A 12,666-nucleotide genomic window follows, 5' to 3' on the forward strand; every position below is an offset into this window, starting at 1 on the left:
AGCCCGACACGACAAGACACAGAGACACCCGATGACCGCTGCCTTCCCACTCGCGGCCGATGCGCCCGAGATCATCCTCGCCCCGTTTTCGCCCGACCACCTGACCGGTGCCCTGCGCCTCTCGCGCGAGGCCGGCTGGCCGCACCGTGCGGTGGACTGGGATCTGACGCTCTCGGTCTCGAAGGGTGTCGTGGCAGTGCAGGGGGGCGAGGTGGTGGGCACCGCGCTCTGCTCGCTTTTCGGAGAAGTGGCGGCGATTAACATGATCATCGTCGATGCGCGGATGCGGGGCAGGGGTCTCGGTCGCAAGCTCATGCAGGCGGTGCTCGAGATCGGTGGTACCCGCGAATTGCGCCTAACCGCCACCGCCGACGGGCTGCCGCTTTACGAGAAGCTGGGCTTCGAAGCGACGGGCGAGATCTTCCAGCATCAGGGCATCGCCAAGGCCACCGCGCCCGAGCTGCCGGTTCAGGTGGCGGCCAAGGTCGATGCGACCGCGTTGGCCGCTATGGATCGCGCCGCCAGCGGCCTTGACCGGGCAGGCCTGCTGGCCACCATCGCCGAACGCGGCGAGCTGCTGCGTGCCGAGCGCGGCTTTGCCCTCTTGCGCGAGTTTGGACGCGGCAAGGTGCTGGGCCCGGTGGTGGCGCAGGATGCCGAGACCGCGCGCGCGCTTCTGGCGGCTGGGGCGACGCGCTGCGCAGGAGAATTCCTGCGCGTGGATCTCACCGATGCCGCGCTGGCGCCCCATGCCGAGAGCCTCGGCCTCGGCCATGCGGGCGGTGGCACAGCGATGAAGAAGGCGGCCCGCGCCGCCACCGACAGCGAATATACAACCTACGCCCTCACCTCGCAGGCTTTGGGCTGACCTTCCGGAGATCAAAATGCTGACCAATTCCCTTGTCGAGCTGGACCGCCAGCACCTTGTCCATCCCGTCTCGTCCTTCCGAGGCCATGAGGCGCGCGGCGTGCGCGTGCTGCGGTCGGCATCCGGCGCCACCGTCACCGACGCCGAGGGTCGCGAGCTGATCGACGGTTTCGCGGGCCTGTGGTGCGTCAACGCTGGCTACGGCCACGAGAGCGTCGTCGAGGCCGCCGCTGATCAGATGCGCAAGCTGCCCTATGCCACCGGCTATTTCGATCTGGGTGCCGAGGCGCCGATTCGCCTTGCCGCCGAACTGGCCGAGCGCAGCCCGGGCGATCTCAACCACATCTACTTCAGCCTCGGCGGCTCGGACGCGGTGGACAGCACGATCCGCTTCATCCGCTACTACTGGCACGCGAAGGGCCAGCCGCAGCGCGACCAGTTCATCTCGGTCGAACAGGGCTACCACGGCTCCACCACCATGGGCGCTGGCCTCACCGCGCTGCCCGGCTTCCACGAGGGCTTTGGCGTGCCCTACCAGTGGCAGCACAAGATCTCGTCGCATTACATCTACCGCAACCCGCTTAAGACCGAGCAGGAGATCATCGACGCCTCCGTCGCCGAGCTGAAGGCCAAGGTTGCCGCCATCGGTGAAGACAAGGTCGCCGCCTTCTACGTCGAGCCCATCCAGGGCTCGGGCGGGGTGCTGGTGCCGCCGAAGGGCTGGATCAAGGCGATGCGCGACGCCTGCGCCGAGATGGACATCCTGTTTGTCGCGGACGAGGTGATCACTGGCTTTGGCCGTACCGGTCCGCTGTTCGCCAGCGAAGAGGAAAGCATCGTGCCCGACCTCATGACCACCGCCAAGGGCCTCACCTCGGGCTATGTGCCGATGGGCGCCGTCTTCATGCGCGATCATGTCTATGAGACCATCGCCGAGGGCGCGGGGGCCAAGGCGGTGGGTCACGGCTTTACCTACTCGGCGCATCCGGTCTCTGCCGCCGTCGCGCTGGAGGTGCTGCGTCTCTACGAAGGCGGGCTGCTGGAGAATGGCCGCAAGGCCGGGGCACGCCTGATGGCGGGGCTCGAGACGCTGCGCGATCACCCGCTGGTCGGCGATGTGCGCGGGCGCGGCATGCTGGCGGCCGTCGAGTTGGTCACCGACAAGGAAAAGAAAACGCCGCTGCCCGCCGCCGTGCAGCCCGCCACCCGTCTCTTTGATCGGGCATGGGAACAAGGGCTTATCGTGCGCAGCTTCGCGCAGGGCATCTTTGGCTACGCGCCGCCGCTCTGCTGCACCGAGGCCGAGATCGACGCCATCGTCGAGCGTACCCGCACCGTGCTCGACCTGACGCTGGAAGACCCGGAAATCCGCGCGGTTCTCGCCTGATGGCGCTGCTCTTTCTCTCCATGCCCGAGCGCGCCGCGGTCTGGCAGCCGCTGTTCGAGGCGGCGGGGGTCGAGATGATCGTGGGCGAGGCGGCGGTGACCGACCCCGCCGCGATCACCCATCTGGTGTGCTGGGTGCCGCCGCAGGATCTGCGGCGCTACCCGAACCTGCAGGTGGTGATCTCGACCGGCGCGGGGGTCGATCACATGCCCCCGATGCCCGAGGGCGTGCAGCTTGCCCGCACGCTGGCGCCGGGGATCGAGGAGATGGTGCGCGACTGGGTGGTGATGGCAACGCTGATGCTGCACCGCGAGATGCCGATCTATCTGGGTCAGCAGCGCGAAGGCCGCTGGCAGAACCGCCCGGTGCCGCTGGCGCGGGGCACGCGGGTCGGGATCATGGGCATGGGGCGGATCGGGCAACTGGCCGCTGAAACCCTGCGCGGCATGGGCTTTGACGTGGCGGGCTGGTCGCGCTCTGGCCGCGCCGTGGCCGGGGTCGAGGTCTTTGGCGCGACTGGCATGGAGGACTTCCTTGCCCGCAGCGAGATTCTCATCTGCCTGCTGCCGCTTACCGCCGAGACGCGCGGCCTGATGGACGCGAGCTTTTTCGCGAAGCTGCCCCAGGGCGCGAAGCTGGTCCACGCGGGGCGCGGCGCGCAGCTCGATATGGCGGCTCTGAAAGAGGCGCTCGACGCGGGCCAGCTTGCGTCTGCGATGCTCGACGTCACCGACCCCGAGCCGCTGCCCGAAGACCATTGGGCCTGGGACGATCCGCGCATCGTCATCACCCCGCATGTGGCCGCCAGCACTGATGCGCGCGAGGGCGCGCAGCACGCGCTCGCCGTGGTCCGCGCGTCCCGCGAGGGCACGGAAATCCCCGGTCTCGTGGATCAGACACGGGGCTACTGAGCCGCCTCTGCGGGGTGCGGAGGGAAATGCCGCGTGCCGCAGGAATACAGAAGAATATGCCGCCCCCCGCACTGCTTTCGGAGTTTCCGAAACACCGTTTCAGGGGAAGCTCAATGCAACAGGGACGCGACGCCAGCCGGTACTACGCACGATTCTCCCACGAAACTGGGGAAAACCGACGGAAATCGGAGAGCGAGGCCCAAAACCGCAGGCTCAGCAGAAGATGCTGCGACAGGCCCGCGTCCCGGCACGGATCACGGCGCATCTCCCGCGCCGTCGCACCCAAGAAAGGACTGCCGAGATGGCAACGACCACTGCCGTGAAACCCCTCACCGCCTTCAGCTACGTCACCTTCGACGTGGTCGGCACGCTGATCGACTTCGAGGGGGCTATTAAGGAAGGCCTTGCGACCATCGCCGCCAAGGAAGGCGTGGACGTGGACGGCGAGGCGGCGCTCTCGGTATACCGCGACGCGCGCTACGAGCCGGGCGCGGGCCTCTTCCCCGACGATCTGGGCCGCTGCTATTCGCGCATCGCCGCCGCCTTCGGTCTGCCCGACACCGAAGACTACCGCCAGCTGATGATCGACACGGTGGGCGAGGCGCAACCCTTCCCCGACAGCGCCGAGGCGATGGCCAAGCTCAAGGCCCGCTACAAGCTGATCGCGATGACCAACGCCCGCCGCTGGGCCTTCGAGAAATATGCCGAAAAGCTGGGTCAGCCGTTCTGGGCCGGTTTCACCACCGACGACACCGGCTGCGAGAAGCCGAACCCCGAGTATTTCCAGCAGGTGTTCGACTATGTGGCCAAGGACGGCGGCTCCAAGGACGACATCCTGCACACCGCGCAGAGCCAGTACCACGATATCGGCATCTCGCGCGAGCTGGGCATGACCAACGCCTGGATCCAGCGGCGCCACGCGCAGAACGGCTATGGCGGGACCATCGAGCCGAAGGAATTCACCGAGCCCGACTACCATTTCCACGCGCTGATCGAACTGGCCCTCGCGGCAGAAGACGCCTTTGGCGCGTGACATAACCCGGCCCGAGGCGGCATGAAGACCGCCCGGGCCAGCACAACCATCACAACAGGGAAGCACGACATGACCAAGACCCCGACGAACTGGACCGGCCGCGACGACGCGATGGTCGAGAACATGATCCGCCGCGGTGCCTCGCGCCGCGAGCTGCTGAAGATGCTGATGTCTTCGGGCGTTGCCGCCGCCGCCGGTGGCTCGCTGCTGATGCGCGCCGGTGCGGCTGTCGCCGCGACGCCGGTCACGGGCGGCACGCTCAAGGCCGCGGGCTGGTCGTCGTCGACCGCTGATACGCTGGACCCGGCGAAGGCCTCGCTCTCGACCGACTATGTGCGCTGCTGCGCCTTCTACAACCGCCTGACCTTCCTCGACGAAGCCGGGCAGGTGCAGATGGAGCTGGCCGACAGCGTTGCCTCGGACGACGCGCAGACCTGGGAAGTGAAGCTGAAGTCGGGCGTGACCTTCCACGACGGCAAGACGCTCTCGGCCGATGACGTGGTCTACTCGCTCAAGCGCCACCTCGACGAGGCCGTCGGCTCCAAGGTGAACTCGATCGCCAAGCAGATGACCGAGATCTCCAAGGTCGACGACCTGACCGTGAAGATCGTGCTGGCCGCGCCCAACGCCGACCTGCCGACCATCCTCGCGCTGCACCACTTCATGATTATCGCCGATGGGACTACGGATTTCTCCAAGGCCAACGGCACCGGCGCCTTCATCTGCGAAGCCTTCGAGCCCGGCGTGCGCTCGGTCGCGGTGAAGAACCCGAACTACTTCAAGGCCGAGGGCCCGTATCTCGACAGCTTCGAGTTCTTCGCGATCCCCGACAACAACGCCCGCGTCAACGCACTGCTGTCGGGTGATATCCAACTCGCGGCATCGGTGAACCCGCGCTCGATGCGGATGCTCGAGGGGCAGGACTCGGTTGTGACCTCGGTGACCACCGCGGGCAACTACACCAACCTCAACATCCGCCTCGACCTCGAGCCCGGTGCCAAGGCCGATTTCGTCGAGGGCATGAAGTACCTGGTGAACCGCGAGATGATCCAGAAGTCGGTGCTGCGCGGCTTTGCCGAGATCGGCAACGACCAGCCCGTGTCGGCGGCAAACCGCTACCACAACCCGAACCTCGCGCCGCGCGCCTTCGATCCGGAAAAAGCCAAGTACCATTTCGAGAAGGCCGGTCTGCTGGGCACCGAGATCCCGATGGTCGCCTCCGACGCCGCCTCCTCGTCGGTCGATATGGCGACCGTGGTGCAGCAGGCGGGCAGCGAGATCGGCATGAACCTCAAGGTCGACCGCGTGCCCTCCGACGGCTACTGGTCGAACTACTGGCTGAAGGCGCCGGTCCACTTCGGCAACATCAACCCGCGCCCGACGCCGGACATCCTCTTCTCGCTGCTCTACGCCTCGGACGCACCGTGGAACGAGAGCCAGTTCAAGTCCGAGAAGTTCGACAGCATGATGGTCGAGGCGCGCGGTGCCCTCGACGAGGAGAAGCGGACCTCGATCTACTGGGACATGCAGGAGATGATCGCCAACGAAGCTGGCACCATCATCCCCGCCTACATCTCCAACGTCGACGCCGTGTCGAGCAAGCTGGGCGGTCTCAAGGCCAACCCGCTGGGTGGCATGATGGGCTATGCCTTCGCCGAATACGTCTGGCTCAACGCCTGATCTTCACGCACACTCCGGGCCCGCGCCAGACGCGGGCCCGGTCTTCGACTTTTCCGACACCCCCGGCCGAAAGAGGTGCCCCACTTGCCCCAATCGCTTCAGCCATGGTTCCTGGTGATACAGCGGCTTGGCATCGCCCTGCTGACGCTGGTCATCGTCTCCTTCGCCGTCTTCTTCGCCACCGAACTGCTGCCCGGTGACGTCGCCGAAATCCTGCTCGGGCAGGCCGCCACCCCCGAGGCCGTCGCCGGGCTGCGCGAGGCGATGGGCCTGAACGAGCCGGCGCTCAGCCGCTTCGTCGGATGGCTCTTAGGATTGGCAGGGGGCGATCTGGGGACGTCCTACGTGAACAACATGGAAGTAGCGGAGCTGATCTCGGGCCGGCTGGTGAATTCGCTGAAGCTCGCCGGGGTAACGACGCTGGTTTCGGTGCCGATCGCGCTGTCGCTGGGGATTGGCGCCGCCATGTGGCGTGGCTCGCTGTTCGATCGCATCGTGTCGATGCTGACCATCTCGGTGATCTCGGTGCCCGAGTTCATGGTGGCGACGCTGGCGGTGCTGATCTTTGCGGTCTGGCTTGGCTGGCTGCCAGCGCTGAGCTACGGCGCCGACGTCAGCTCGCTTTCCGCCATGCTCAAGGCCTACGCCATGCCGGTGATTACGCTGTCGTTCGTGGTCTCGGCGCAGATGATCCGCATGACCCGCGCCGCAGTGATCGAGACGATCAACACCCCCTACGTCGAGATGGCGCTCCTGAAGGGTGCCTCGCGCAAGCGCATGGTTCTGGGCCACGCGCTGCCCAATGCGCTGGGACCCATCGCCAACGCGGTGGCGCTGTCACTGAGCTACCTCGTCGGCGGGGTGATCATCGTCGAGACAATTTTCAACTACCCCGGTGTCGCCAAGCTGATGGTCGATGCGGTCAGCACCCGCGACCTGCCGCTGATCCAGTCCTGCGCGATGATCTTCTGCGTCAGCTACCTGTCGCTGATCACCCTGGCGGACATGCTTGCAATCCTTTCCAACCCGAGGCTGCGTCGATGATGGCTGACTATCCCACCACCACCGCCAAGGAAGCACCGAAACCCAAGGGCCCAAGCTGGAGCTTCAACTGGGTCGGCCGCATCGGTCTCGCGATCATTCTGTTCTGGGCGCTCGTCGCGCTGATCGGCCCTTGGCTGGCGCCGCACCCGCCGGGCGAGATCGTCGACTGGGACTACTTCGGCCCGGTGACCAAAGACTTCTGGATGGGCACCGACTACCTTGGGCGCGACATCTTCTCGCGCATCTTAATGGGCGCGCGCTACACCGTCGGCATCGCCCTCGCAGCGGTGACGCTGGCCTGCACACTAGGGGTGATCCTCGGCATGGTGGCGGCGGTCGCGGGCGGCTGGTTCGACATGATCCTGTCGCGGCTTCTGGACGCGTTCAACGGCATCCCTTCACTGCTCTTCGGTCTCGTCGTCGTGGCTGCCGTGGGCTCGTCGATCCCGGTGCTGATCCTCACCCTGACAGCGATCTACATGCCCGGCTCCTACCGTTTCGCACGGGCGCTGGCGGTCAACGTCAACACGATGGATTTCGTCACCGTCGCCCGCGCCCGCGGCGAGAGCACGCCCTACCTGATCCTGCGCGAGATTTTCCCCAATATCCTCGGCCCGGTGCTGGCCGATCTGGGCCTGCGCTTCGTGTTCATCGTGCTGGTGCTCTCGGGCCTGTCGTTCCTCGGCCTCGGGGTGCAGCCGCCCAATGCCGACTGGGGCGCGCTGGTGCGCGAGAACATCGAGGGGCTGAGCCTCGGCGCCCCGGCGGTGATCTTCCCCTCGGTGGCCATCGCCTCGCTGACCATCTCGGTGAACATGTTCATCGACAACCTGCCCACCAAGATCCGCGACAGGAGCGAATGATGTCCAACCCCCTCGTTTCCGTCGAAGACCTGCGCATCGGCGCGACCACAGATGCCGGCCGCAAAGTCGAAATCATCAAGGGCGTCAGTTTCGACATCGCCCCCGGCGAGATCGTCGCACTGATCGGCGAGAGCGGTTCGGGCAAGACCACCATCGCGCTCTCGCTGATGGGGCACACGCGCACCGGCTGCCGCATTGAGGGCGGGACGATCCGCCTGGACCAGTCCGAGATCACCGCCATGTCCGAGCGCGCCCGCGCAAAGGTGCGCGGTACCGAGGTCTCCTACGTGCCGCAATCGGCGGCGGCGGCCTTCAACCCCTCCAAGCGGATCATGGATCAGGTGATCGAGATCGCCGCGATCCATGAGCTGATGCCGCGCGCCGAGGCCGAGAAGAAGGCAGTCGAGCTCTTCCGCGCGCTCGCGCTGCCGGAGGCCGAGACCATCGGCGAGCGCTATCCGCACCAAGTGTCCGGCGGCCAGCTGCAGCGACTTTCGGCGGCGATGGCGCTGATCGGCGATCCCAAACTGGTGATCTTCGATGAGCCGACCACGGCGCTTGACGTGACCACCCAGATCGAGGTGCTGCGCGCCTTCAAGGGGGTCATGCAGAAGGGCGGTATGGCCGGCGTCTACGTCAGCCACGACCTCGCCGTGGTGGCGCAAATTGCAGACCGGATCATCGTGCTGAAAGGCGGCGAGATCCAAGAGGTGGGCGGCGCCGAGCAGATCCTGAACGCGCCGCGGCATCCCTACACCAAGCAGCTGCTCGCCGCCTTCGAGCCGGTGCCGCACGAACCGCTTGTGCAGCCGAAGCAAGTGGCCAAGCCCAAGCCGATCCTCGAGGTCTTCGACCTCTGCGCCGGCTACGGGCCAATGCGCGACGGTGTGCCCTTCGCTAAGATCCTCAAGAACGTGAACTTCAAGCTCGAGCGTGGCCGCAACCTCGGGGTGATCGGCGAATCCGGGTCGGGCAAGTCGACCTTGGCCCGGGCCATCGCGGGGATCCTGCCAGCCTATCGTGGCGGCGTGCTGCTCGACGGCACCGAGCTGCGTCCCGACCTGCGCAAGCGCTCGAAGGAAGAACTGCGCCGAGCGCAGATGGTGTTCCAGCTTGCCGACACCGCGCTCAATCCGGCGCATTCCATTGGTGCCATCCTTGCCCGCCCGCTGAGTTTCTACGACGGGCTCAGCGGCAAGGCACGCGAGACGCGGGTGATCGAGCTCTTGGATATGGTCAAGCTTCCCGCCGCACTGCGCCACCGGCTGCCGGGTGAGCTGTCGGGCGGGCAGAAACAGCGGGTGAACCTTGCCCGTGCGCTCGCGGCCAGCCCCGAGCTGATCCTCTGTGACGAAATCACCTCGGCGCTGGACACGGTGGTGGCGGCGGCGATCCTAGAGCTGCTCAAGGAGCTGCAGCGCGAGCTGGGGCTGAGCTATATGTTCATCAGCCACGACCTGTCGACGGTCGAGGCGATCTGTGACGACGTGCTGGTGATGTACAAGGGCGAGGTAGTCGAGGCGCTGCCCGCGGCGCGCATGTCGAGCGACGCGACACACCCCTATTCGCGGCTGCTGATCTCCTCGGTGCCGCAACTTGACACCGGCTGGCTGTCGGGGCTGGAGCAGGATCCCGAACTGGTGGCGCAATTCGCCAATCGCTGAGGGCAGCGCGGCGCGGGCGCCGGAGCGCCCGCGCCGCGTCCCTCAGACTTTGTCGGCGAAGAGGTGGGTCAGCGGCATCTGCGTCTTGGAGAACGGCGTCTTCATCACCACGAAGCTGAAGTACTTGTCGATCCCGACGTTGCGGTCGATCAGCCCCTCGATGATCGTCTGGTAATCCGAGATCGAGGCGGTCACGAATTTCGCCAGATAGTCGTAACCGCCCGACACGAGGTGGCATTCGACGCAGCATTCAACCTTCTCCAGCACTTCCTGAAAGCGGGCAAAGTCGATCTGGCGGTGGTTGCTGAGCGTGAACTCGGTGAAGACGGTCAGCGTCTCGCCGAGCTTTGCCATGTCGATCTGCGCCGCGTAGCCGGTGATGTAGCCGGCCTTCTGCAACTTCTTGACCCGCATCAGGCAGGGCGAGGGCGAGAGGTGAACGAGCTCGGCCAACTCGACATTGGTGATCCGACCGTTCCGCTGCAACTCGGCGAGAATCTTCAGGTCGATCCGGTCGAGCTTGTAACGGGTGGTCATGATGTTCTTTCCTCGGAGTCTGCGCGCCGTGCGCACCTTGTGAATGGCAGAGCCGTCCCCAAGTCAACAGCATTCGACATGAAATGCCGTGATGGGCCCATGATCCGGCAGATGCGTCTGGCTGCGCTGTCGTAGAAGATGCTGGGACTACAGGAGAAGATCATGACCGCCCCCTTGCTGCACATCGACACCCAGACCGAGCTGCCCGAAACCGCCGATTGCGTGGTGATCGGCGCGGGCATCGTCGGCACCAGCGCCGCCTATTGGCTGGCGCGTGCGGGGCAGAAAGTGGTGCTGCTGGAAAAGGGCCGCGTCGGCGCCGAGCAGTCGAGCCGCAACTGGGGCTGGTGCCGCCAGCAGAACCGCGACGCGCGCGAGCTGCCGCTTTCGACGAAGAGTCTCGGGCTCTGGGAAAACATGGCCGAAGACATCGGCGAGGACCTGGGCTTCCGCCGCTGCGGGCTGCTTTACCTGTCGGATGATCAGGCCGAGATCGATGGCTGGGCGCGCTGGGGCGCCTTTGCCCGTGGCGAGGGTGTGGACACCCGGATGCTCCCCCCAGCCGAGGCCACCGAGCGCGGAGCGGCGACCGGCAAGGCGTGGGAGGGTGGGGTTTGGTCGCCCACCGACGGCACCGCCGATCCCTCGCGCGCGGCGCCGCTCATTGCAAAGGGCATCGTCAAGCACGGCGGTTTGGTGATCCAGAGTTGCGCGGCACGGGGCATCGAGACGTCCGGCGGCGCGGTCTCGGCGGTGATCACCGAGAAGGGCACGATCCGCACGAAACAGGTAGTGCTCTCGGGCGGGGCCTGGGCGGCGAGCTTCCTGCACCAGTCGGGCATTTTCTTTCCGCAGGCCTCGGTGCGCAGCTCGATCCTGTCGGTGGCGCCCGGCGCCGAGGGGCTGCCGCCGGCGCTGCACACCGCCGCCGTCTCGATCACGCGGCGCGGCGACGGGGCGCATACGCTGGCGATCTCCGGGCGCAGCAACCTCGACCCTACGCCCGGGGCGATCCGCGGTGCCAAGCACTTCCTGCCGATGTTCGCCAAGCGCTGGCGCGCCCTCTCGCCGGGTGGTCTGCAGGCGTGGAAGGCGGGCTTTGAGACGCGAGAGATCTGGGCGCTGGACCGCGAGACCCCGATGGAGCGGATCCGCATCCTCGACCCCAAGCCCTCGGAAATCTTGATCAATGAAACCCTTGCCCGCGCTCGCCGCCTTCTGCCGTCGCTCGGAAACGTGCCGATGCAGGCCAAATGGGCGGGCTATATCGACAGCACTCCGGACGGCGTTCCGGTGATCGATAGCGACATCGGTATTCCGGGCCTGACACTTGCCGCGGGCCTCTCGGGCCATGGCTTCGGCATCGGACCGGGCGTCGGGCATCTGGTCGCGGACATGCTCACCGGGCGCGAACCGATCACCGAGACGGCGCAGTACAAGCTGAGCCGTTTCGAGACCTCGCAATGGGGAAAGGTGGCGAAATTCTGAGCTCACGCCGCGAACCTCTCGATCGACATCGCCGTGATGGGCGTCGTGCCGGTCCCGGTCGTGATGAGCTCGGCCATGGTATCGCCGACGCCGGGTCCGAGCTGGAAGCCGTGACCGCAGAAGCCGAAGGCATGGAAGAGCCCCGGCGTGCTGCCCGAGGCGCCCATGACCGGCAGCATGTCCGACAGATACCCCTCGCAGCCCGACCATTGCCGGAGGATCGCTACGTCAGCGAGGGCGGGGCAGAGCTGCACCAACTTGGCGAGCTGCACCGCCAGCCCAGAGGGATCGTATTGCGCAAAGCCCGTTTCCGGCACTGGCACGCGGGGCACGCCGCCGCCGAAGACCACATTGCCGCGCTCGACCTGCCGGAGGTAGGCGCCACTGTCCTGCGACCAGATGCCGACCACCGGCAGGATGCGGTGAGGCAGAGGCTCGGTCACCCCCATCTGCGGCCCGTGTGCGGCCAGCGGCACCGGCTCGCCGAAATGGCGGGCGATCTCGGCGCCCCATGCCCCGGCGCAATTGACCAGCACGTCGGCGCCAAAGGTGCCCTGCGCTGTGGTCACTTCGAAACCGGCCTCGGTCTTCGTGAGCTTCGGAACGCCGGCCTGGGCAGTGATATCGGCTCCAGCGCAGGCGGCGGCATCGGCAAAGGCCGGGCCGATCAGCCGTGGGTTGGCACTGCCGTCGCGGGGCGAGTAGCTGGCGCCGATCGCCGAGGGGCCGAGGCCGGGAAAGCGGCGGCGGATCTCGGAAGGCTCCAGATGCTCCAATTCCAGCCCCGACGGCCGCGCCGCCTCGGAGAAGCGCAGCATGTCGGCGCGCGAGGCCTCGTCGAAGATCAGCCGCAGGTGGCCGGTGGCGCGGAATTCGACGTCACGCCCCAGCAGTTCCTCGGCGCGGCTCCACAGGTCGAGCGAGCGCTGCGCCAACGGCAACTGCTCGAGCGCCCGCCCGGTGCGGCGGATATTGCCGAAGGAGGCGACGGTGGCTCCGGCGCCTATATGGCCGCGCTCGATCAGCCGCACGCGGACGCCGCGCCGCGCCAGAAAGAAGGCCGTCGCGCTGCCCATCAAGCCGCCGCCGAGTACGATCACCTGCATGACACATCCTTTCCGTCTCGCGGCAGGAAAGCCCGTCGCGGGGCTTGCGGTCAAAGACGGGATATGACGAGTGTCATAAGTCAGA

General features: G+C 66.6%; 11 protein-coding genes. 9 read left to right on the top strand and 2 right to left on the bottom strand.

Annotated features, from left to right (window positions below; genetic code table 11):
• Positions 1–31: 31 nt before the first annotated feature.
• The 8 genes from AYJ57_RS24775 (at position 32) to AYJ57_RS24810 (ending at position 9,450) form a co-directional block, all read left to right on the top strand.
• Entirely contained in the window at positions 32–868 is an 837-nt protein-coding gene (locus AYJ57_RS24775) for a GNAT family N-acetyltransferase (protein ID WP_066112203.1), read from the top strand.
• 16 nt (positions 869–884) lie between these two features.
• Positions 885–2,255 carry an aspartate aminotransferase family protein gene (locus AYJ57_RS24780; RefSeq protein ID WP_066112206.1) on the top strand — a complete coding sequence of 457 codons (1,371 nt, stop codon included), beginning with the start codon at positions 885–887 and terminating at the stop codon, positions 2,253–2,255.
• Positions 2,255–3,166, top strand: coding sequence for a 2-hydroxyacid dehydrogenase (locus AYJ57_RS24785; RefSeq protein WP_066112208.1), 912 nt, complete (start codon positions 2,255–2,257; stop codon positions 3,164–3,166). The genes AYJ57_RS24780 and AYJ57_RS24785 overlap by 1 nt, the downstream gene beginning before the upstream one ends.
• 301 nt (positions 3,167–3,467) lie before the next feature.
• Positions 3,468–4,199, top strand: coding sequence for an HAD-IA family hydrolase (locus AYJ57_RS24790; RefSeq protein WP_066112211.1), 732 nt, complete (start codon positions 3,468–3,470; stop codon positions 4,197–4,199).
• 69 nt (positions 4,200–4,268) lie between these two features.
• Positions 4,269–5,879, top strand: coding sequence for an ABC transporter substrate-binding protein (locus AYJ57_RS24795; RefSeq protein WP_066112213.1), 1,611 nt, complete (start codon positions 4,269–4,271; stop codon positions 5,877–5,879).
• A gap of 84 nt (positions 5,880–5,963) precedes the next feature.
• On the top strand, positions 5,964–6,923 hold the full coding sequence (locus tag AYJ57_RS24800; protein ID WP_066112216.1) for an ABC transporter permease: 960 nt from the start codon (positions 5,964–5,966) through the stop codon (positions 6,921–6,923).
• A complete protein-coding gene (locus AYJ57_RS24805; protein WP_157374411.1) occupies positions 6,923–7,786 on the top strand; it encodes an ABC transporter permease in 864 nt (287 codons plus the stop codon). The genes AYJ57_RS24800 and AYJ57_RS24805 overlap by 1 nt, the downstream gene beginning before the upstream one ends.
• The gene (locus AYJ57_RS24810; protein ID WP_066112221.1) at positions 7,786–9,450 is read left to right on the top strand and encodes an ABC transporter ATP-binding protein; all 1,665 of its coding nucleotides are present in this window, start codon (positions 7,786–7,788) and stop codon (positions 9,448–9,450) included. The genes AYJ57_RS24805 and AYJ57_RS24810 overlap by 1 nt, the downstream gene beginning before the upstream one ends.
• A 42-nt stretch (positions 9,451–9,492) precedes the next feature.
• Here the strand turns inward: AYJ57_RS24810 and AYJ57_RS24815 are convergent, their stop codons facing one another.
• Positions 9,493–9,987 (bottom strand): Lrp/AsnC family transcriptional regulator, encoded by a 495-nt coding sequence (locus AYJ57_RS24815; protein WP_066112224.1) that lies wholly within the window; start codon positions 9,985–9,987, stop codon positions 9,493–9,495.
• 162 nt (positions 9,988–10,149) lie between these two features.
• Between AYJ57_RS24815 and AYJ57_RS24820 the strand changes: the two genes are divergently transcribed.
• Complete coding sequence (locus tag AYJ57_RS24820; RefSeq protein ID WP_066112227.1) at positions 10,150–11,475, top strand: NAD(P)/FAD-dependent oxidoreductase; 1,326 nt, start codon at positions 10,150–10,152, stop codon at positions 11,473–11,475.
• A gap of 2 nt (positions 11,476–11,477) precedes the next feature.
• On the opposite strand, the gene AYJ57_RS24825 is transcribed toward AYJ57_RS24820, so the two are convergent.
• Positions 11,478–12,581 (bottom strand): NAD(P)/FAD-dependent oxidoreductase, encoded by a 1,104-nt coding sequence (locus AYJ57_RS24825; RefSeq protein WP_066112230.1) that lies wholly within the window; start codon positions 12,579–12,581, stop codon positions 11,478–11,480.
• Positions 12,582–12,666: the final 85 nt, after the last annotated feature.

The organism is Salipiger sp. CCB-MM3 (assembly GCF_001687105.1).
Taxonomy (GTDB): Bacteria; Pseudomonadota; Alphaproteobacteria; order Rhodobacterales; family Rhodobacteraceae; genus Salipiger.

Coding starts and splice junctions, on each gene's coding strand:
- AYJ57_RS24820 (WP_066112227.1), top strand. CDS start 10,150: ATGACCGCCCCCTTGCTGCACATCGACACCCAGACCGAGCTGCCCGAA.
- AYJ57_RS24815 (WP_066112224.1), bottom strand. CDS start 9,987: ATGACCACCCGTTACAAGCTCGACCGGATCGACCTGAAGATTCTCGCC.
- AYJ57_RS24775 (WP_066112203.1), top strand. CDS start 32: ATGACCGCTGCCTTCCCACTCGCGGCCGATGCGCCCGAGATCATCCTC.
- AYJ57_RS24795 (WP_066112213.1), top strand. CDS start 4,269: ATGACCAAGACCCCGACGAACTGGACCGGCCGCGACGACGCGATGGTC.
- AYJ57_RS24805 (WP_157374411.1), top strand. CDS start 6,923: ATGGCTGACTATCCCACCACCACCGCCAAGGAAGCACCGAAACCCAAG.
- AYJ57_RS24785 (WP_066112208.1), top strand. CDS start 2,255: ATGGCGCTGCTCTTTCTCTCCATGCCCGAGCGCGCCGCGGTCTGGCAG.
- AYJ57_RS24790 (WP_066112211.1), top strand. CDS start 3,468: ATGGCAACGACCACTGCCGTGAAACCCCTCACCGCCTTCAGCTACGTC.
- AYJ57_RS24810 (WP_066112221.1), top strand. CDS start 7,786: ATGTCCAACCCCCTCGTTTCCGTCGAAGACCTGCGCATCGGCGCGACC.
- AYJ57_RS24780 (WP_066112206.1), top strand. CDS start 885: ATGCTGACCAATTCCCTTGTCGAGCTGGACCGCCAGCACCTTGTCCAT.
- AYJ57_RS24825 (WP_066112230.1), bottom strand. CDS start 12,581: ATGCAGGTGATCGTACTCGGCGGCGGCTTGATGGGCAGCGCGACGGCC.